This window comes from Salinigranum sp. (assembly GCF_041641895.1).
Taxonomy (GTDB): domain Archaea; phylum Halobacteriota; class Halobacteria; order Halobacteriales; family Haloferacaceae; genus Salinigranum.
The window spans coordinates 1-19652 of sequence record NZ_JBEPXO010000076.1 but is presented as its reverse complement, the minus strand read 5'-3'; the positions used below and the strand labels follow the sequence as shown (position 1 = coordinate 19652).

Genomic DNA, 19652 nt, shown 5'->3' with positions numbered 1-19652 from the left:
GTCGACGTGGCCGTCGTCGTCACGCGGGTAGTCAGCTGTCATGACGAGAAACCTCACTCAGATTCGAGGTAAAACCACCGCTTCGCCCGGTGCCCTTTTCGAAACCGTTTAGCGCCGAGAAAAGCGACACGTCGATGATGAAGGTTCTCGTCACCGTGAAAGAGGTCGCCGAGGCAGCGGACGACTTCGAGATCGACGGCCTCGACATCGCCCCCGAGTATCTGGAGTACGACCTGAACGAGTGGGACGAGTACGCGGTCGAAGCCGCCGTCCAACTCGTGGAGGCGGGCCACGCCGACGAGGTGGTGAGCGTCACCATCGGTCCCGAGCGCGCCGAGGAGACCATCCGGATGGCGCTGGCGAAGGGCGTCGACCGCGCGATACGGGTGTGGGACGACGACGTCGAGCAGGCGGGACTGCTCAGCGTCGACGCCAAGGCGGACATCCTCGGGGCCGTGGTCGCCGAGGAGGAGCCCGACCTCGTACTCACGGGGGTACAGGCAAACGACGACGGCTTCGGGGCGACCGGCGTCTCGCTCGCCGAGCGCGTCGGCTACGAGTGGGCCGCCGTGGTGAACGACCTCGAACTCGACGGCGAGACGGCGAAGGTACACCGCGAACTCGAGGGCGGCGTCGAGGAGCACACCGAGATCGACCTCCCGGCCGTCCTCACGATACAGACGGGGATCAACGAACCGCGGTACGCCTCGCTGCGAGGCATCCGGCAGGCGCAGTCGAAGGAGATCGCGCCGAAGGGACTCGCGGACCTGGGGCTCGACGCCTCGACCGTCGGAAGCGCCCTGCGGATGACCGCGATGTACGAACCCGAGACGGAGTCGGACGCGACCATCTTCGAGGGTGACGCCGCGGAGACGGCCGCACAGCTTGCGACCGTCCTCCGCGAGAAGGGGGTGGGGGCCGAATGACCGTCCTCGCCGTCGCCGACCACCGCCGGGGCGAACTCCGCGAGGTGAGCTACGAACTCGTCACGGCTGGTCGCCAACTCGCGGAGTCGCTCGGCGAAGAACTCCACGTCGCGGTCATCTCCGGCGACGTCGAAGGGTTCGCCGAACACCTCTCGCTCGACGGTGTCGACACGATTCACACAGTCGACCACGGCGAGGAGTTCAACCACGACGTGTACGTGCAGGCGCTGGAGGCGCTCGACGCCGAACTCGCCCCCACCGTGCTCCTGATGCCGAACTCGGTGAACGGCCTCGACTACGCGCCCGCCGTCGCCTCGTCGCTCGGCCTCCCCCTCGTGAGCGACGCCGTCGACCTGACGTGGGACGACGGACTCACGGCCACGCGCGAGATGTACGCCTCGAAGGTCGAGACGACCGTCGAGGTGGACGCCGACCGGGTCGCCGTGACCGTCCGCGGCGGCGAGTGGAGGCCGACGGACGAGTTAGGGTCGCCGAGCGTCGAGGCGTTCGACCTCACGGTCGACGAGTCGCGCGTCCGCTCGCGCGTCACGGGGTTCGAGGAAGTCGCGGGCGGCGACGTCGACATCGCCGACGCGGACGTACTCGTGAGCGTGGGGAGAGGGATCGAGGAGGAGGAGAACATCCAACTCGTCGAGGAACTGGCGGACGTGCTGGACGCGACGCTCTCCGCCTCGCGGCCCATCGTCGACAACGGGTGGCTCCCGAAGAACAGACAGGTAGGGCAGTCTGGAAAGGTCGTCACCCCGGACGTCTACCTCGCCGTCGGCATCTCGGGAGCCGTCCAGCACGTCGCCGGCATGAAGGGCTCCGACACTATCATCGCCATCAACACCGACCCGAACGCGCCCATCTTCGACATCGCCGACTACGGCATCGTCGGTGACCTCTTCGACGTCGTCCCGGCGCTCGTCGAACAGTTCCAGTAACCCTCAGGCGTTCTTTTGGTCCAGGTTTTCCCGCGAGTGAGCACGGCGAACGAGCAGAAAAGCTGGGACTCACGGCATCGTCGGTGACCTCTTCGACGTCGTCCCGGCGCTCGTCGAACAGTTCCAGTAGAACAGTTCCAGGAGCCCCCGGCGTTCGTTTGGTCCAGGTTTTCCCGCGAGTGAGCACGGTGACCGTCGGGAACAGGAGGCGCGTGTAGGAACTCGGGACGCGTGCGCCGCCGGGTCGCTGGAGCGACCCGGTCGGACGGCCTCACTCCACGTCGATGATGACGGCCTCGGAGTCCCCGTCGTGGTCGTCGCCGAGAGCGTCGACCGGGTCGTCGGCGGCGGCACTCGCCAGGTCGTCCAGCGCCAGTTCGACGTTCCGGACGTTGGCCTTCCAGAACGCGTCGAAGAGGTCACCGACGACGGGGACGGAGCCGACGGCGACGTCGATGGCGACGTTGGCGAGCATCCGGAGCAGGGTGTTGTACGAGACGCCGAGTCGAGCCGACTCGACGACGATGTAGAACGAGAAGCCCGCTGCGAGCGCGTCACCCGCGCCGGGAACCAGGCCGAGCACGGGGTCAAGCCCGATGCGGAAATCCGTCCCCGGGACGCGGATGCTCTCGTCGAGCAGGCGGCTCACGAACTCCATCCGGCGGACGGCCGCCTCGTCGACCGTCGGCGGGAGGTCGACGCGGCCTTCGAACGAGTCTTCGAGGTCGTCGAGTCGGTCTGCCATACTCCGACGGACGGGATGTCGAGGCTAAAGACTGGTGGGTGCAGGCGCAAGCGACGCTTCGGCCGCGCCTGCCGGTCGTCAGTCTCGCGACAGGCGGAGCGTCGGTCGCGGCGCCTCCCGTATCCGTTACCTACTTGCCTCCGCCGTCCCGAGAGCCGTCAATGGAGTATCTCGAGCGCCGGGTCGGACTCGTGAACGACCGACTCGAGGAGGTGGTCGAGGCGGTCGACCCACCAGAGCTATCCGCGGAGCTCGGACACGTGGCGCTCTCCGGCGGGAAGCGCGTCAGCCCGGCGGTCACCATCCTCTCGTGTGAGGCGGTGGGCGGCACGCCCTCCCAGGCGGTGGACTTCGCCGTCGCGGTCGAACTGGTCCACAACGCCTCGCTCGTCATCGACGACATCATCGACCGCTCAGGGGTCAGGCGGGGGAAGCCGAGCGCGTGGGCCGAGTACGGCTACGGCCCGGCCATCGTCTGCTCGGACGGCCTCCTGGGGGAGGCGTTCGCCCTCCTCTCGGTGGACGACCAGGCGACGCAGATCGTCTCCGAGGCGATGGTCGAGTTGAGCGAGGGGGAGGCGACCGAACTCGTCGCCCGCCCCACCACCGACGACGAGTACATGACGCTCGCCCGCCGGAAGACGGGCGTGCTGTTCCGCGCGGCGGCCGAACTCGGCGTCGTCGCGGCCGACGGCGACCCGATGACGGTCGAGGCCTTCGGCGAGTACGCCGAGCGCGTGGGCGTCGCCTTCCAGATTCGCGACGACGTCCTCGACGCGACGGCCGACGCCGACGAACTCGGCAAGCCGACCGGACAGGACGAGGCGATGGACCGACCTTCGCTGGTGCAGGTGACCGGCATCGAACCGGCGGAGGCCAACGCTCGCGCCCGGGCGGAGGCCGACCGGGCGCTCGCCGCACTCGACAACGCGGACCCCGGCGAGACGGCGGCGCTGGGCTACCTGCGTGACCTCGCGGAGTTCGTCGTCGTCCGGGAACGCTGACCGGTCAGGACAGGTCAGGTCAGGACTCGTACTCGACGGTCGCCCGCCAGTAGCCTGCGAACCGGTCGACCAGGTCGTCCGGTTCCTCGACGAAGAGCCGTTCGCCGAGGGGGCGGGCGGCCCGGCGGAGTTCCGCCCGTCGGCCCCCGATGATAGCCTCCAGCGCCCCGCGCGTCTCCGGGTCGAACAGGTCCTCCTCGTGCATCGTCTCGACGAACACCGCGAGGTCGTGTTCGTCGCCCGTCAGGTCCGAGAGTTCCTTGAGCTGGTCCCGGCGGGCCTTCATCGGCTTCTCCCAGACGGGTCTGAGCAGGTAGCAGTGGTAGCGGTGGTACTTGACGCGCTTGCGCCACTCGTGGAACGCCTCCGTCGAGGGGTCGGCGTAGGCGTCCGCCATCCGGTCGCACCCCCGCCGGTACGACTTGCGGAGGCCGCCGGCGACGGCGGCGAAGCCGTCCGTGGCGACGGGGAGCGCGTCGACGCGGTCCCGCCCGTCGAGGAGGTCACGCTCGACTGCCGCCAGCCGGGAGTCGAGGTCCTCCGCGGCGGCGAGGGTGTCGCGCCGGGCGACGAGCGTCGCCCGGACGGCGTCGAGTGAGTCGGGAGCGGGACCGTCGTTTGACCGGACCGCGGGGGCGACGTGGTCGTCGAACGTCTCGACGAGCGCCTGCGCGTCGCGGGCGTGTGAGAGGCGACGGGCCGCGTCGCGGTAGTGGGCGTTCTCGTCGCTGTACGTCGGCAACACTCCGCGGACGAGTCGGAGCGTCGCCCTGACCTCCTTGCACCGCTTCCGCACCTCGTGGACGGCTTCGTGAGGGTCGTCGGCGTCGAGATGTGTGAGCCCGTCCGCGACCAGCGAGTCGACGATGCGCTGGACCTCCGCCGAGACCGGCTCGTGTGGGTCGAGTGTGTAGTCCATAGCAGACAGTGTCTCTCGTGGAAACGTGACTGTTCCCGCTGACACACGTTCTCACGCCGACGCGTCGGTTTCGACGCCGGTGGGGAACCGCGACTCCGCGACGGCGAACGCGAGCGTACTCAACACGCCGAGGAGCGTCCCGGCCGTGAGCGCGACGGCGAGGTCGGTCAGCGAGAGGGAAGTGACCCCCGGCACGTCGGGGAGGAAGAATCCCGAGACTGCGTGGAGGACGACGGCGATGGAGACGACGTAGAAGGGGGCGTTGAGGTAGCGCCACTTGAACCGGTCGGCGAGGTACTCGTCCGTGACCTGCCCCAGCGAGGAGGTGACGCCGGCGGCGGCGAACCACTGGACGGCACCGTGGACGACGGCCGCCAGGACGACGCCCACCCCGAGTTGGCCGGGGATGGCCGCGTCGACCGTCCGGAGCAGTTCGACGCCCCGGACTCCGCCGACGACCATGAGCGCGGCGGCGACGACGTAGGTGATGAGCGTCGCCCGGCCGGCGTAGAGGAGGTTGCGGCCACGCTCGGCGATGTCGTCGACGACCGTCTCGAGACCGAGCCCTCGGAAGAGGGTGTAGAGGCCGAGGAGCGCCGAGATGAGACCCAGCACGACGGCACCAGGGACGTCGAAGTACGACGCGATGGTGACGAACGGGTAGATGAGGAGCAGGATGCCGAGCGGGACGAGGATGGTGCCGCGGGTCTCGGGGTCGTCGAGCACCTGCTTCATCGTGTAGTACATCGACTCCAGGTCCTGGGCCTGCCGGACGACGACACGGCGGACGCCGTCGATAGGGACCCGAGAGCGGATGACCGGGAGGACCGACTCGTCCTGTGCGCCGTCGGTGATGACGATGGCGCGGACGTTCTCTCCGGTCTGGAGCGTGGCGAGCACCTCGTCGATCTCCTCGCCGATGGCGCGGTTGGCCTTCACGTCCGAGCCGTCGATTCCGGTGACTGCGGCGACTTCGACCTCCTCCCCACCCTCGGCGAGGAGGTCGTCGTGGGTGTGAATCCCCTGGAAGAGCACGTTGATGTCGGAGTCCTCGGGGTCGGCGGTTGCGAGGGCGACCGCGGCCGTCTCGACGGCGTCTCGACCGACGACCGGCGTCTCGAAGCCCGTCTTGCGGCCGAGGTCGTCGTCGAGGTCGACACAGAGGACTAGCAGCATCGCCGGGAGGTACGTCGTCGTCGTATATCTGTTTTCGGGAGGAGGGCGGAATCGGCTCACGGGACTGGCGGACGGGGAGACTGGCGGAGACGAGCGGAACGGGACGGCGGCAGCGTTAATTCACGTCCGTCCGAACCGCCCGTGTGTCCCCCTCCACGGCCTCGTCTCCCCCCACCTCCTCCGCAGTCGAGTGGGAGTTCAGTCCCGCCACGACACGCCCCCTCCGACTCCTCGTATACGTCGCCGTCGGCCTCGGCGTCGGCCCAGTCTGCGGGCTCGTCGTCCTCGTGGGCGCGACACTCGTCGGGGGCGGCGGCGTCGGCGTTGCCCTCTTCGTGTTCGTGCTCGCCCTCTTCGTCGGCTTCGGCGTCGGGAGCGGGCGCGCGCTGTTCGCGCTGGGGAACGCCCCGCCCGAGGTCCACGAGACCGTCCGCGCACTCTCGCGTGGAGGGGTCGTCGCCAGCGTGCTTCTCGGGACGGGGGGAGGCGTCGTCGGCCTGCGGTGGACCGACGTCGGCTTCGAACTCGTCGTCGGTGGCGTCGTCGCGGGCTTCGTCGCCCTCGTCGTCGGGGCGGGACTGCAGTCGGAGGGTGTCGTCGACGGCGACACCGGGGAACTGACGTACGCCGGGCACACCGTCCCGCTCGACGCGATTCGACGCGTCCGCACCCTGCGGCTCGGTCGGTTCGTCGTGCTGGTCGTCGACTACCACCCCGGACGGGTCGGCGCGTCGACGCCGCGCGTCGTCGTGTGCTCCAGGGCCGCTCGCGACCAAATCAGCGCCGGGACGAGACGGGAGACGCCCGCCAGTGGCGCGGACGAACAGTCCGGGGAGCGGGCACCGCGGGCGGTGCGAGCCGTCGCCGCGACGTTCGGACTCGCCTGTCTGGTGGTCGGACCAGTGCTGTGGATACTCGTCCCCGCGGAGGGACGGCTGATCGTCGGCTACCTCGGTGTCTTCGGCCTCCTCTTCGGGGCGTTGTTCGTTCGGTACGCCGTCGTGGCCTGAGTCGACGTTCGGCGAGCGTCAGTCGTCGCTGGCCGTCGCCTGTGACCGCGCGCTGGCCGGTCCCTCCTCCTCGACGACGTCCCGGTAGCGCCGGAGTTTGCGGACGAGGACCACGGCGAGCGCGCCGTCCCACAGGATGATGAACGCGAACGTCGCCACCCCGCTCATCGGGAGGAGACGGGGGAGGAGCGTCGACAGCGAATTGTACGTCGCGTGCAGCAGCGCGGCGACGGCGATGCCCTTCACGACCAGGGGGCCGTAGTGCTCCTCGTTGAACTTCGCGAGGCCGAGGTAGTAGCCGGCGAAGGCAGAGTACAGGACGTGACCGGGGCCAGCGAGCGACCGGGCCACGGTCGTCGGGATGGTGGCGGCGAGAACCGGGCTGCCGTCGCGAATCGCCATCAGCGCGTTCTGGGTGATGTAGATGACGTTCTCGATGGAGGCGAAGCCCAGTCCGGCGGCCGCGCCGTACATCGCACCGTCCACGACGGCGTCGAACTCGGCGCGGTCGTACGCGTACAGCCGGATGGCCAGCCACTTGACGAGTTCCTCGCCGGGACCGACGACCAGGAAGAACAGCAGGATGGAGCCGACGGCCGGAATCTGTCGGAAGACGGTCCCGGCGGCGGTGTTGACGAGCGCCGCGAAGCTCGCGAGCAACCCGCCGAGGACGAACGTGACCGCGAGCGTTCCGACCGGTTCGGGCTCCGCGTCCTGGCGGCGGATGTACCAGACCAGGAGGAGCGCTGGAATCACCGACACGGCCGAGAACACCGCCAGGAACGGGTCCGTGGTGAACAGGCCGAAGGCGACGAGGAACTGTCCGAGCAGTACGAGTGCGGCGAGCGCGACGACGAGGACGCGCCAGTTGGCGGCGAGCGTTCCGTGCAGTGAGACGGCGAGCCGGTCACCCAGGGTTCGCGGCTCCCACGTCGTCACGCCGTGTGTGTCGACGGACGAGTCGTCGGAGGACGCGGACATGCATTCTGTCACCCGAGCGCCAGCCTGAAGAGTTATGTGCAATAGATTTCGAGTGAATCTAACCCATAGCGCTGGCATAGAGGGGTGAATTCAACAGGACAGTCGCGGTCAAGAGCGTTACCGGCCGGTTCGGTACTCCTGACAGTCACCTCGCGTTTGGAGGTGATTTAAATGATTTTAGTAGATGGAACGAGAGGCAGGGATATGGACAGACGACAAACAAGTAGCCGTGGCTGCCAGCCCCATCGATGGTAAACGTCGCGCTCTCGCTGGCGCAGGTCGTCGTTGCGCTGGCTCTCGTGGTACTCAACGGTTTTTTCGTCGCAGCAGAGTTCGCCTTCGTACGGATACGAGGGACCTCGGTCGAGCAACTGGCCGAGGAGGGGCGCCCCGGCGCGGGGACGCTCCAGGAGGTGATGGCGAATCTCGACGACTATCTCGCGACGACACAACTCGGGATCACCATCGCCTCGCTCGGGTTGGGGTGGGTCGGCGAACCAGCCGTGGCGTCGCTCATCGAGCCTGTGCTGGCACCGATTCTCCCGGTGGGGCTCATCCATCTGGTCGCCTTCGCGATCGGCTTTAGTCTCATCACGTTCCTCCACGTCGTCTTCGGAGAACTCGCGCCGAAGACGCTCGCAATCGCCCAGACCGAGCGACTCTCCCTGTTCCTCGCCCCGCCGATGAAGGTGTTCTATTACCTCCTCTATCCGGGAATCGTCGTCTTCAACGGGGCTGCCAACGCGTTCACGCGAGCACTCGGCGTGCCACCCGCTTCCGAAACGGACGAGACGCTCGGCGAACGGGAACTCCTTCGAGTCCTGACTCGGTCCGGCGAGGAAGGAGACATCGACGTTGCGGAAGTGACGATGATCGAGCGAGTCTTCGACCTCGACGACATCGTGGTGCGAGAGGTCATGGTTCCACGACCGGACGTGGTGAACGCTCCGGCGGACGCCTCGCTCTCCGACCTCCAGTCGATTGTCCTCGAGGCTGGTCATACGCGCTATCCGGTTCTCGATGCCGACGACGGCGACCAGGTAGTCGGATTCGTCGACGTGAAGGACGTTCTACGAGCAGAGGTAGAGGGCGGAGAGGCCGAGTCAGTCGGTGACATCGCCCGCGAGATTCTCATCGTCCCCGAGACGATGGCACTGAGCGACCTCCTGAGGCAGTTCAGGGAAGACCAACAGCAGATGGCCGCCGTTATCGACGAGTGGGGGGCGTTCGAGGGGATGGCAACGGTCGAAGACGTCGTCGAGGCGCTCGTCGGAGACCTCCGTGACGAGTTCGATGTGGACGAGCGTGAACCCTCGATTCGCCAGCACGACGACGACGGGTACGACATCGACGGCGGCGTCCCGTTGTCGAAGATCAACGATTTGATCGAGGGGGAGTTCACGAGTGACGAGGTCGAGACGATCGGTGGACTGGTACTCGAACAACTCGACCGCGCGCCAAAACGTGGCGATCGCGTCGAGGTCGCCGGATACGTTGTCGAGGTGACGAGCGTCGAGGGGACCCGAATTTCGACGGTCTGGATCCACAAAGGTGAGATGGACGACCCCGTAGTGGACTGAGTGGGAGTGCGGAGTTGCCTGGAGGAGGTTCGTTTTGAGCGCTCTCCGTCGCCGAAGTGGTGTCTCGTAACGGTCTGACTCGAAGTCGCTTCGCCCGAATCTACGAGTGACGGGTCCTGTTTGCAGTGGCAGAGCTCCAGCTCCCGGGAGACGTACTGGAATTCGGTGCCAGTACACGCGCTCTGTTCAGCACGCTCACTGAAACCTCACCAAATGCGGTCAGAATCGGCGTGGCACAGACAGAGGGTGGATGCAGTACGTCCTGTCGACACGATGTCCGCTTCTACGCCAACCGAATTCGCTGTTCTCCTCGTTGCGTACTCGGATAATAATCGGGTTCTCGATCTGAGGCCCTACTGCCCAGCGTTTCGCGGGCACGTACTCATGCCCAAGACGGAGTAGACAGGACAGGAGCGAGTCGCTGCCGTTCCAAGCATGATGAGCGCAACGACACCGAGCACCGGTGAGGCGAGAGCGGGTCCGGGGAGTTGCCCAGCGAGGATCGCAAGAGAAAGCACTCCGGCGACTGCACCGATGATTGTCCGCACTGACTTATCGGTGGCTCCGACGTTGATGTCCATATCAGGTGATCACAATATTATGGCTTAATAATACGTCGGCTGTGCGTCACTCTCGCCAGACCCGTTCAGGTCCATACTCGCCGTGGGCCCACACACCCGACTTGCGCGCGGTATCCAGCACAGCATCGACAAACGAGCAGTGGCGGAGAGTTTCACCAGGTTCGACGCGGGTGAGACGGAGGTTCGCGGCTGGTCGCGGCAAGTCGCACCGTTTTTGACCGTTCGGAATCCTAGGCCTGGTACTGAATGATATCGAAGGGCTGTGAGCAGTGCGCCAAGGGTGGGAAGATGGTCCTGTTCGTCTACGGCTACTGCGACCAGCGCGACTGTTTCTACTGCCCGCTGGGAGAGAACAGAAAGAACGTCACGCAGGTGTACGCCAACGAGCGCGCGGTCGAGTCGGACGAGGACGTCCTCACCGAGGCCAAGCGGATGGACGCACTCGGCACCTCCATCACCGGCGGGGAGCCACAGGAGGCGCTCGACAAGACCTGTCACTACCTCTCGCTACTCAAAGACGAGTTCGGCGAGGACCACCACACGCACCTCTACACGGGAATTACGGGCGGGCGAGAGAACATGCGCCGACTCGCGGAGGCGGGCCTCGACGAGATTCGGTTCCACCCGCCGCTCGAACAGTGGGGCGACCTCCACGGCACGGAGTGGGAGGACATCCTCTACGTCGCCCGCGAGGAGGGCCTCACGCCGGCGTTCGAGATTCCCGGCATCCGCGCCGAACCGGAGTTCCTAGACTTCCTCGACGAGGGCGCCGCGGAGTTCTGTAACATCAACGAGTTCGAGATGTCCGACGGGAACTTCCGCCGGATGAAAGAGGAGGGCTTCGAACTCCGCGAGGGGCACATGAGCGCGGTCGAATCCCCGAAGGAAGAGATACTCGACGTGATGGGCGACCACGAACGGGTCTACTTCTGCACCTCGGTGTTCAAAGACGCCGCCCAGCACCGCCGTCGCCTGAAGCGGATGGCCCGCAACCTCCGCCGGCCGTTCGACGAGGTGACCGACGACGGGACCCTCGTCTACGGGAAGGCGTGGGTCTCACCCGACGAACTGGCGGCGCTCGGCGTCCCCGAGGAGTACTACACGGTCAAGTCCGACCACGTCGAGGTGGCGTGGTGGCTCCTCGAGGAGATGGTCGAGGAGGGCGACGTCTCCGAGGGCGAAATCGTCGAGCAGTACCCGACCGTCGACGGAACCGTGGTCGAGCGGACGCCGCTGGCCTGAGTCGGGTCGGGTCTTTTGATCCAGGTTTTGCCGTCCGAGCGACAGCGAGGGCGGGAAAAGCTGGGACGTGGACCGTGGTCGAGCGGACGCCGCTGGCCTGAGTCGGGTCTTTTGGTCCAGATTTCCCGCGAGTGAGCACGGCGAACGAGCCGAAGAACCGGGACGTATGCACGACTCCCCGCCACAAGGCATCTCCCGGTGGTACGGTCCACTGTCAGGCGTGTCCAGCCACGCCCTCCTCGCGTTCGGCCTGCTGCTCGGAGTCGTCCTCACGGTCACCGTCGGTGTCGACGCCCACAACAGGGGTCGGTCCGGGTTCCTGTGGGGACTCTTGACGCTCTTCACGGGCCTCGTCGGCGCGTTCTTCTACGCGCTGGTCGTGCTGACCGGCGACGGTGCCACCGACGACGGCCCCGACACCGTCCGGTACTGCTCGGCCTGTGCGACCGCACACATGGGGACACCGGCGTTCTGTAGCGACTGTGGAGAGTCGCTGGGGACGGACGAGGACCGTGCCGTCGCCAGCGTCCTCCGGAGCGGCGCCGACGGCTACTGCAGCAACTGCAAGTCGAAGGTCGGCCTCGACGCCGAGACCTGCTCGAACTGCGGGGCGGTGCTGTGAGGGGCGGCGGTCACGACGCCGCCGTCGCGGTTCGGTTCCGCGTCTCGGTCGTCTCGCTCGGTGGGTGCGCCAGGTGGAGCCACGCCGGTTCGGCCACGGTCGTCTCCCCGAGCGCGCCGTAGGTCCACTCGAACCGGAGCCGGTAGCTCCCCTCGACGGTGACGACGGTGAACTCCACCGCCGCCTCGTGGACCAGTCCGTGCTCCCCGACGATGGCGACGAAGCTGTAGTTGTACACGTGGTCGGGGAAGCTCGGCGGCCGACCCGCCCCCTCCAGTCGGTAGCGTGTGTCGCGGCCGACGTAGACCCGCTCCGTCACGTCGGTGGTGGGCGTCGCCAAGAACCGCGTGACGAGCGACCGGCGCAGACGGTGGGGGTTGGGCGCGACGTCCCCGGCGTCGCCGTCGACCCAGCGGACGCTGGCCGTCTCCGTGCCCCGTTCGTCGACGTACCAGTCGGTCCCGTCGAAGTAGACGACGCGAGCGAGACGTCGCTCGTCGCCGGTCTCGAACGTCTCCTCGACGAGGTAGCGGTCACCCTCGACGGCCATGTCGGTGTCGCGCTGGGTCCGGGGAGCGCCGGGGACGCCGTCCCGTGGCCGGTACCGGTCGGTCCAGAGGGTGTAGTTGGTCCCGAGTCGCCGGTCGTGAGCGACTGCGAGGGCGGTCAGGTTCGTCACGCCGTCGGGGCCGACGCCGGGGACCGTGTCGAGCGACCCCACCGGCGGGTCGTCGGACTCGGGCGTCGGCGTCGGCATCGGCGTCGGTGTCGATGAGGGAGTCCGCGTCGGGTCGGCCGTCACCACCGCACCGCTCGTTCCCGAACCGACGCTCTCGGCGCCGAGCATTGGGTCCGCCTCGTCGGCGAACAGCGCACCGCTCGCCGCGACGACGAGGACGACGACGGCGAGGAGGGCGACGACGGTGGTGACGCCGACGGACTCCTCGACGCCGGACAGTGCGGTGACGGCGTCGCGGACGCGAAGCGGGAGCGGCGGGTCGAGCGCCTCCGGTGGGGCACCCAGGTGACGCTGGCACACCGCCGCGGCGTCGGCCGGGTCGAGCGCGTGCCGGAGCATCTCGCGGAGGCCGGCGGGCGTGACGACTCGCACGTCGTCGGACGCTGTCCAGGAGGGGACGGCGTCGAACGCGACGACGACATCGACAGGGCGGTCCGGCCGGGCGGGACGGCCGAGACGGTGCGGGGGGAGGGGGTAGACGACCAGCGAGTCGGCACCACGGCTGGCGGCGACGACGGTGTCGTCGACGCTGGTCTCGAAGCCACGAGCGCCCCAGAGGTCGGCGACGAACGCCCGACGCGCCTCGGCGTCGAGTCGTGCGAGGTGGGTGTCGACGACTGCGTCGATCCGAGGGGTCACGGTCGGCCGGAGCGTCGCAGTCGCGGTCCGACCGGGAACGCGGGAGCGGCCGGTCGGGTCGGTTGTCTGGTGTGTGTCATCAGTACACATGGTGAGAGAGGCGGCCGGAGCATAGAGGCTTTCGCCGCTCGTTCCGCTCGCGCGGTTCAGACGCGCTCGGGCGCGGTGAGCGCGTAGAAGAACGTCGGGGCGGCGGCGAGGCAGAGACCGACCAGAACCCACGACTCCAGGGCCTCGCCACGAAAGAGGCCGACGAAGACGACGAGGACGCCGACGAGGGCGCCGCCGGCGACGAACCGGCGGCGGGTGTGGGGAGCGAGTTCCTCGCCGAGCGCGCGGGCGTAGAGGCTCCCGGCGAGGAACGAGGCGAGCGCCGCCGCGGCCGCGAAGCGCACGCCGCCGACCAGGAGGCCGTACGCGAGGAGGGCGGCGGCGACGACAGTCGCCGCGAGGACCGTCTGTGTGGGCGAGAGCGGGTTGAGGCGGTCGTCGGAATCGCCGGCAGTGACGTGGTACGCCGCCGGCGGCAGGACGACGAGCGCACCGAGGAACAGCGCGTAGGGAACCTCACTCGCGAGGCGAGCGGGGTCGGTGTCGACCAGCACCGCACCGGCGAGGACGACGCCGACGGCGACGGCACCGACGGAGGTGATGCGCGGCGGGAGGACCGTGGTCGGGTCGGGGCTGTGCCTGACGGCGTAGGCGGCGAACGGGTAGAGGAGGACGACCGACGTCAACAGCGTGCGGACGACGTCGCCCGTGAGGACGAGGCCGGCGACCAGAAACGAGAGGGAGAGGAAGGCGCCGGTGACGAGCGCGAACTCCGGGACGTGACGCGTCGTCTCGGGTGAGGCGTCCATACCCGACGGTAGGAGGTGCCGCACAAAGCCGTTCCGTCCCGTCCCGGCTACTCGGGTCTGACGACCGCTTCGCAGGAGGGGCACTCGGCGAAGACGCCGCGCTCGCCGTTCGCGCGCTCGTACTCGATGAGCGCCCACCCGCGGGGCACCGACCGACCACACTCCGGACAGTGGCCGAGCGGTGCGGCGTCCGCCGTCACGGCCCGCAGACGGCGTGGTGCCGTCCGTGCCGACTGTCGGGTCGCGACAGACGGAGGTACGGTCGTTCGCGAGACGGTGTCGTCCAGTTCTCCCCCATCGGGCGCGTGGACGCAGTTCGTATACATAACCTTTCTTCCATGATGTGTAATGGTCGTCGAAAGACGGGTCACGCCGGAGCACGTGGCGCGCCACGCGAACCCGGACGCGACACCGGGCCGAAAAACCAGACGCTAGCACGCGCTCGACGACCGATCGGCGTCGATTCGAACCGGCCGCAGTGAGTCGGTAACGAACCGGGACGTACGGGGCGCAAGCGTTTAGAACGCCCCCCGAGTAGTCCAGAGCATGCCCGACTGCCCACTGGCGGACGAGTGCCCGCGGTTCTCCGAGCGCATCGCGGGGATGGGCTGTCAGTACTTCGGTGACAAGGGGGGCGCCGAGTGGTGTGACAGCTACAACATGCCGATCTACGAGTTGAAACAGCAACCGGTGAAGGCCGGTGAGGAAGTCGAAGTGGAGGTGACGGACATCCACGAGAGCGGGGCGGGCGTCGGCCGAACCGACGACGGCTTCATCGTCCTCATCGACGGCCTCCTCCCCGACTGCCGCGCAGTGGTCCGCATCGACCGGGTGAAGTCGAACCACGCGCTCGCGAAGGAGGTCGTCGAGAAGATGCCGCTCGACCCCGACGAGGAGGACGAGGCCGAGAGCGGGGCCGGCCGGGACAGAGGTGGCCGGAGCAGTCGCGGCGGCCGGAGCCGTCCCGAAGCGCTCGGGAGCCGCGACAACTTCTGGGGCAAGTAACGGACCCACGACGACCCACCCCTGGAGACGGCACCGATACCCGACCGACGCACCGACCCGCAGTGGCAGTCGACGCGCTGTCTTTTTCTCGGACGCCGCGTTGTATCCAGTATGGACGACACGGGAGCCGGATACGCCAGCGACGGCGGGGAACCCGGCCTCGACATCGACATCGACTCCCTCCTCGACCGGGCCGGATTCGACCCCGAGGCGAGCGTCCTGACCCGACGGCAGGCGGAGGTACTCCTCCTCCGCGAGCGGGGAGTGCGACAGACGACCATCGCCGACCACATCGGAACCTCGCGTGCGAACGTCTCCAGCATCGAGGCGAGCGCCCGCGCGAACGTCGAGAAGGCCCGCGAGACGGTCGCGTTCTCGGAGGCGCTGTCGGCCCCCGTCAGGGTCGAAGTCGACGTGGGCACTGACCTCTACGACGTGCCGAAACTCGTCTACGACGCCTGCGACGAGGCGGGCGTGAAGGTGAACCACACGGCGCCGGACCTCATGAAGGCTGTGAGTGACGCCGCGGGCGACGCGGTGCAGGGCCGCGAAGTGAGAGAGCCGATTCTCGTCGGCGTGACGAGCACCGGCGACGTCCGCGTCCGGCACTCCACGGAGCAGGACGGCTGAGATGGCGTCGGCCGACCGACAGACGGGACGGAGGGGACTACGCCGATGAGCGACGGCGGCCTGTACGCCCGGGCGAAACTCGTCGGCGGTGTCGTCCTCCCCCTGCTCGTCCTCTCGGGGGCACTCGTCGCCGTCGACCCGGTTCTGCTCGCCGGAGCGGGACTCGCGCTCGGGACGGTGTTCGGCGTCACCTACGCGTACGCGCAGTACGTCGACTTCGACGCGGCGACCGGAGTCGGCCCCGAGCGGAAACGGTGACTCGGGGGACGTGGGTGACTCGTCGTCCGGCAGTCCCGCGACGGGCGCGAAGAGCGGACGTCGAACGTCCGTGAGGTGCCGTCGCGGTAGCCGAGCCGGGTCTCAGAACCGCCCCTGTTCTTTCAGCAGCGACACGACGTCGCGGACCCGCTGAGCGTCTGCTTTCGGGACGACGAGCACCCGGTCGTCCCACGCGACGACGGCGAGGCCGTCGACCCCGGCGAGGGAGACGTGCGGACCGTCGGAGACGACCACGTTGTCGCCGCTGTCGACGAACAGGACGTCTCCGTCCTCCTGCGTGGCCTCCTCGGGGGAGTCTCCTCCCGTGTCCGCGTGTGGGGGCGTTCCGCCCGCGCCGACCCCGTCTCCCGCGTGGACGACGTTGCCGTCCTCGTCTGCCGGGAGCAGGCGGGCGAGAGCGTCCCACGAGCCCAGGTCGTCCCAGCGGACGTCGAGCGGAACGACGGCCGCGTCGGTGACACGCTCCATCACGGCGTAGTCGACGCTCGTCGCCTCGACGGCGGCAAACCCCTCCTCGACGCGTCCCTCGTCGAGCGCGCGAACGAGGGGCGCGAGTGGGGAGTCGAGCGCCGCCGCGCGGAACGCCTCGACCCGCCACGCGAACATCCCGGCGTTCCACAGGTAGCCCGACTCGAGGTATCGCGCGGCCGTCTCGGCGTCCGGTTTCTCGTGGAACGCGTCGAGGTCGGCGAAGCCGTCGTGGTCGGCCCCCGGTTCGATGTAGCCGTACCCCGTCTCGGGACGGGTCGGGTCGACGCCGAACGCGACCAGTCGCCCGGTCTCGTGGGCCACCCGGGCCCCGCGTTCGAGCGTCGCCGCGAACCGCTCCGCGTCGTCGACAGTGTGGTCGCTCGGCAGGACGACCACGACGGCGTCGTCCCCGTACGCCTCGCCGACGCGGTGGGTCGCGTACGCGAGCGCCGGTCCGGTGTCCTTCCCCGCCGGTTCGACGACCACCTCGGCGTCGGGCACCAGGTCGCGGACGTTCGACTCGAGTTCGGGCCGGGTGCTCACGACGACGTGGTCGGCGAACGAGGCGCGGTTGACAGTGCGTTCGAGCAGGGTGTCGGAGCCGAGGAGCGAGAGGAACTGTTTCGGGCGGGTCGACCGCGAGGCGGGGTAGAGGCGTGACCCCGTTCCCCCCGCGAGGACGAGCGCGACGGTCGTCACCACGTCTCGACGACCCCCTCGCGGACGTCCTCGGCGCACCCCTCACAGTCGAAGTGGTCGGCCTCGAAACAGGCGGGGCGACCCTGACGGTCGACACTGACGGCTCGGCGCTCGGCGTAGCGGCGACAGACGAGGCGCGCACGCCCCTCGTCGTCGGTCGGGAGGCCGAACGACGTCGACCAGTCGCGACCCTCCTGATACGCGCGCTTCGCCTCGGCGTACCGTCTGCCGGCCCGGCGGAACGTCGTGCGGACGAACCGTGCGAACCGGTCGTCGTCCTCGCTCCCGGAGTCGGTCATACCGGAGGGTGGACGGGCGAGGGTTTCAACGTTGGTACCACGGCGGCGGTGTGTCGACGACGACGCGCCACCCGCGAGACGGCGAAGGGAACGACGTTTCAAGTACGGCGGGAGTGAGTAGGAGGTATGGCCAGGGTCCGGTGTCGGGTGATGACGTTCAACGTCCGCTACGACACCGCCACCGACGGCGAGAATGCGTGGGAACACCGCCGGTCGCTGGTCGCGAGCGTCGTGCGGTTCCACACACCGGACGTCGTGGGGCTCCAGGAACCGCTGGCCCACCAGTACGCGTACCTCCGCGAGCGGCTTCCGGCGTACGCGTGGGAGGGGGCGGGCCGGGTCGACGGTGGCTCCGAGGGCGAGCACTGTCCGCTCGGGTGGCGAGCCGCACGGGTCGAGCGGGAGCGCCACGGCACCGTCTGGCTCTCCGAGTCACCGGGACAGCCGGGGAGTTCCTACCCGACTGCGAGCAAGCCCCGACTCGTGACGTGGGCGCGCCTCGCCGTCGACGGGGAGCCGCTCGTCGTCTGCAACACGCACTTCGACCACGAGAGCGAGGCGGCACGCGTGCGGAGCGCCGGGCAGCTTCGCCGCCTCGTCGCCGAACTCGGCGGGGGCGACCACGCGTCGGACCTGCAGGTCCCGGTCGTGGTGCTCGGCGACTTCAACTGCACGCCCGGGTCGACGCCCTACCGGGTACTCACCGGGGTCGACGAGGGAGCGGCCGCCGGCGACGAGGCGGCGGGACCGGCGCTCACCGACGCGATGGCGGCGTCGGCGCATCCACACCACGGACCGACGGCGACGTTCGAGCGGTTCTCGGGGGAACCGGACCGGAAAATCGACCACGTGTTCGTCGCCGGCGACGTGACCGTCCGGCAGCACGCGGTGGTCGCCGACCACTGGGACGGTCGGCCCCCGTCGGACCACAGCCCCGTCGTGGCCGAACTGGTCCTCGGCGAGTAGCGGCAGTGGGCCGCCGGAGGTCGGTTTTCACTTTCACTCCCCTCGCGACAGTTTTTATACCATCGGGCACCAATCGGCGTACGCCTCCCATTGAAAACGAAGCGGAGGCGAGTCAACCATGAGCGATTTGCGTACCCACGCGGAAGAGATCGTATCGCAGTTTTCCGACCACCTCGACCTCACGGTGGACGAGGTCGAAGAGCGCCTCGACAACCTCGTCAACGAGTACCGGGTGCCCGTCGACGAGGCGCGTCGGAGTGTCACCAACAGCTACCTCGACGAGGCGGGGATGGAGCGTGACGACCTGGGGCGCGGCGGCTCACAGGCGGTGCAGCTCGGCGACATCGACGCCGACGAGCAGTGGGTCGACGTCACCGTAAAGCTCGTCGACCTCTGGGAGCCCCGCAGCGACTCCATCTCGCAGGTGGGACTGGTCGGCGACGAGTCCGGGACGATGAAGTTCGTCGCCTTCACCACCTCCGACCTGCCCGAACTGGAGGAGGGGAAGTCGTACAAGCTCTCGAACGTCGTCACCGACGAGTACCAGGGGAACTTCTCGGTCAAGCTCAACCGGACGACGACCATCACCGAACTCGACGAGGAGGTGGAGGTCGGTGACGACTCGAGCGAGGCCGAAGGCGCGCTGGTCGACATCCAGTCCGGCTCGGGGCTCATCAAGCGGTGTCCCGAGGAGGACTGTACGCGCGTGCTGCAGAACGGTCGCTGCTCCGAACACGGCAACGTCGAGGGCGAGTTCGACCTCCGCATCAAGGCCGTCCTCGACGACGGCGCCGAGGTCCACGAGGTCATCTTCGGCCGCGAGATGACCGAAGAGCTGACGGGCGTCACGCTGGAGGCGGCGAAGGAGCGGGCGATGGACGCCCTCGACACGACAGTCGTCGCCGAGGACATGCGCGCCGACGTGCTCGGGCGGTACTACAGAGTGAGCGGCCCCACGTTCGGTCGCTACCTGCTCGTCGACGAGTTCGAACAGCTCTCCGCGCCGGCCACCGCGGATGCGAGTGCCCTGCTGTCCGACGCGAGGTCGAGTTAAATGAGTCAGTCTATCCCCACCCGCGAAGTCGCCCGCCGCGTCTTCGCAAGCGAGTTCAACGACGCCAGCTACACGTTTAGCGAATCGGACGACGAGCGCGCGCCCGTCTACCTGCTCCTCCCGACGGGGGAGAAGGCGAACCGGGTGTTCCTCGTCGGCACGCTCACCGAGAAGGAGGACATCGGCGAGGACTCCGAGTACTGGCGTGGCCGGATCGTCGACCCGACAGGGACGTTCTTCGTCTACGCTGGGCAGTACCAGCCGGAGGCCGCCGCGGC

22 protein-coding genes and 1 pseudogene are annotated in these 19652 nt (G+C 68.4%); 13 read left to right on the top strand and 10 right to left on the bottom strand.

Going from position 1 to position 19652, the window contains the following annotated elements; all coding sequences use genetic code 11:
* The first annotated feature begins 137 nt into the window (after window positions 1–137).
* Window positions 138–926 (top strand): electron transfer flavoprotein subunit beta/FixA family protein, encoded by a 789-nt coding sequence (locus tag ACESK5_RS15035; protein WP_372912397.1) that lies wholly within the window; start codon window positions 138–140, stop codon window positions 924–926.
* Window positions 923–1873: an electron transfer flavoprotein subunit alpha/FixB family protein gene (locus ACESK5_RS15030; RefSeq protein ID WP_372912395.1), complete on the top strand. Its 951-nt coding sequence runs from the start codon at window positions 923–925 to the stop codon at window positions 1871–1873. The genes ACESK5_RS15035 and ACESK5_RS15030 overlap by 4 nt, the downstream gene beginning before the upstream one ends.
* 271 nt (window positions 1874–2144) lie before the next feature.
* On the opposite strand, the gene ACESK5_RS15025 is transcribed toward ACESK5_RS15030, so the two are convergent.
* Window positions 2145–2618, bottom strand: coding sequence for a DUF4112 domain-containing protein (locus tag ACESK5_RS15025; RefSeq protein ID WP_372912394.1), 474 nt, complete (start codon window positions 2616–2618; stop codon window positions 2145–2147).
* Window positions 2619–2779: 161 nt separating this feature from the next.
* Here ACESK5_RS15025 and ACESK5_RS15020 point away from each other — a divergent pair, with 161 nt between their 5' ends.
* On the top strand, window positions 2780–3622 hold the full coding sequence (locus tag ACESK5_RS15020; protein WP_372912393.1) for a polyprenyl synthetase family protein: 843 nt from the start codon (window positions 2780–2782) through the stop codon (window positions 3620–3622).
* A 19-nt stretch (window positions 3623–3641) separates the two neighbouring features.
* Here ACESK5_RS15020 and ACESK5_RS15015 read toward each other — a convergent pair whose 3' ends face one another.
* Both ACESK5_RS15015 and ACESK5_RS15010 read right to left on the bottom strand, forming a co-directional pair.
* Window positions 3642–4541: a CHAD domain-containing protein gene (locus tag ACESK5_RS15015; RefSeq protein WP_372912392.1), complete on the bottom strand. Its 900-nt coding sequence runs from the start codon at window positions 4539–4541 to the stop codon at window positions 3642–3644.
* A 51-nt stretch (window positions 4542–4592) separates the two neighbouring features.
* Entirely contained in the window at window positions 4593–5717 is a 1125-nt protein-coding gene (locus tag ACESK5_RS15010; protein ID WP_372912391.1) for a DUF373 family protein, read from the bottom strand.
* Between the two features lie 143 nt (window positions 5718–5860).
* On the opposite strand from ACESK5_RS15010, the gene ACESK5_RS15005 reads away from it, so the two are divergent.
* The gene (locus ACESK5_RS15005) at window positions 5861–6727 is read left to right on the top strand and encodes a hypothetical protein (protein ID WP_372912390.1); all 867 of its coding nucleotides are present in this window, start codon (window positions 5861–5863) and stop codon (window positions 6725–6727) included.
* A gap of 18 nt (window positions 6728–6745) precedes the next feature.
* On the opposite strand, the gene ACESK5_RS15000 is transcribed toward ACESK5_RS15005, so the two are convergent.
* A complete protein-coding gene (locus ACESK5_RS15000; protein WP_372912389.1) occupies window positions 6746–7708 on the bottom strand; it encodes a PrsW family intramembrane metalloprotease in 963 nt (320 codons plus the stop codon).
* A 248-nt stretch (window positions 7709–7956) separates the two neighbouring features.
* Between ACESK5_RS15000 and ACESK5_RS14995 the strand changes: the two genes are divergently transcribed.
* Window positions 7957–9288 carry a hemolysin family protein gene (locus tag ACESK5_RS14995; RefSeq protein WP_372912388.1) on the top strand — a complete coding sequence of 444 codons (1332 nt, stop codon included), beginning with the start codon at window positions 7957–7959 and terminating at the stop codon, window positions 9286–9288.
* A gap of 353 nt (window positions 9289–9641) precedes the next feature.
* On the opposite strand, the gene ACESK5_RS14990 is transcribed toward ACESK5_RS14995, so the two are convergent.
* Window positions 9642–9869, bottom strand: coding sequence for a DUF2892 domain-containing protein (locus tag ACESK5_RS14990; protein ID WP_372912387.1), 228 nt, complete (start codon window positions 9867–9869; stop codon window positions 9642–9644).
* A gap of 246 nt (window positions 9870–10115) precedes the next feature.
* Between ACESK5_RS14990 and ACESK5_RS14985 the strand changes: the two genes are divergently transcribed.
* Both ACESK5_RS14985 and ACESK5_RS14980 read left to right on the top strand, forming a co-directional pair.
* Window positions 10116–11111 (top strand): radical SAM protein, encoded by a 996-nt coding sequence (locus tag ACESK5_RS14985; protein WP_372912386.1) that lies wholly within the window; start codon window positions 10116–10118, stop codon window positions 11109–11111.
* Window positions 11112–11331: 220 nt separating this feature from the next.
* Window positions 11332–11733, top strand: coding sequence for a zinc ribbon domain-containing protein (locus tag ACESK5_RS14980; protein WP_372912385.1), 402 nt, complete (start codon window positions 11332–11334; stop codon window positions 11731–11733).
* Between the two features lie 10 nt (window positions 11734–11743).
* Here ACESK5_RS14980 and ACESK5_RS14975 read toward each other — a convergent pair whose 3' ends face one another.
* The 3 genes from ACESK5_RS14975 to ACESK5_RS14965 form a co-directional block, all read right to left on the bottom strand.
* The gene (locus ACESK5_RS14975) at window positions 11744–13111 is read right to left on the bottom strand and encodes a hypothetical protein (RefSeq protein ID WP_372912384.1); all 1368 of its coding nucleotides are present in this window, start codon (window positions 13109–13111) and stop codon (window positions 11744–11746) included.
* A 146-nt stretch (window positions 13112–13257) separates the two neighbouring features.
* Window positions 13258–13971, bottom strand: coding sequence for a hypothetical protein (locus tag ACESK5_RS14970; protein WP_372912383.1), 714 nt, complete (start codon window positions 13969–13971; stop codon window positions 13258–13260).
* 47 nt (window positions 13972–14018) lie between these two features.
* Window positions 14019–14171, bottom strand: coding sequence for a hypothetical protein (locus ACESK5_RS14965; protein WP_372912382.1), 153 nt, complete (start codon window positions 14169–14171; stop codon window positions 14019–14021).
* A gap of 346 nt (window positions 14172–14517) precedes the next feature.
* Here ACESK5_RS14965 and ACESK5_RS14960 point away from each other — a divergent pair, with 346 nt between their 5' ends.
* The 3 genes from ACESK5_RS14960 to ACESK5_RS14950 all read left to right on the top strand — a co-directional run bounded on the left by ACESK5_RS14960 (window position 14518) and on the right by ACESK5_RS14950 (window position 15864).
* The gene (locus ACESK5_RS14960) at window positions 14518–14976 is read left to right on the top strand and encodes a TRAM domain-containing protein (RefSeq protein ID WP_372912381.1); all 459 of its coding nucleotides are present in this window, start codon (window positions 14518–14520) and stop codon (window positions 14974–14976) included.
* 111 nt (window positions 14977–15087) lie between these two features.
* A complete protein-coding gene (locus ACESK5_RS14955; protein WP_372912380.1) occupies window positions 15088–15606 on the top strand; it encodes a Tfx family DNA-binding protein in 519 nt (172 codons plus the stop codon).
* Window positions 15607–15651: 45 nt separating this feature from the next.
* Entirely contained in the window at window positions 15652–15864 is a 213-nt protein-coding gene (locus tag ACESK5_RS14950; protein WP_372912379.1) for a hypothetical protein, read from the top strand.
* A gap of 102 nt (window positions 15865–15966) precedes the next feature.
* Here ACESK5_RS14950 and ACESK5_RS14945 read toward each other — a convergent pair whose 3' ends face one another.
* On the bottom strand, window positions 15967–17055 hold the full coding sequence (locus ACESK5_RS14945; protein ID WP_372912396.1) for a mannose-1-phosphate guanylyltransferase: 1089 nt from the start codon (window positions 17053–17055) through the stop codon (window positions 15967–15969).
* Entirely contained in the window at window positions 17052–17354 is a 303-nt protein-coding gene (locus ACESK5_RS14940; RefSeq protein WP_372912378.1) for a hypothetical protein, read from the bottom strand. The genes ACESK5_RS14945 and ACESK5_RS14940 overlap by 4 nt, the downstream gene beginning before the upstream one ends.
* Before the next feature lie 126 nt (window positions 17355–17480).
* Here ACESK5_RS14940 and ACESK5_RS14935 point away from each other — a divergent pair, with 126 nt between their 5' ends.
* From ACESK5_RS14935 to ACESK5_RS14925, 3 genes and pseudogenes are all read left to right on the top strand, one after another.
* Complete coding sequence (locus ACESK5_RS14935) at window positions 17481–18320, top strand: endonuclease/exonuclease/phosphatase family protein (RefSeq protein ID WP_372912377.1); 840 nt, start codon at window positions 17481–17483, stop codon at window positions 18318–18320.
* 118 nt (window positions 18321–18438) lie between these two features.
* Entirely contained in the window at window positions 18439–19374 is a 936-nt protein-coding gene (locus ACESK5_RS14930; protein WP_372912376.1) for a replication factor A, read from the top strand.
* Window positions 19375–19652: pseudogene (locus ACESK5_RS14925) on the top strand (DNA-binding protein); the annotation flags it as partial.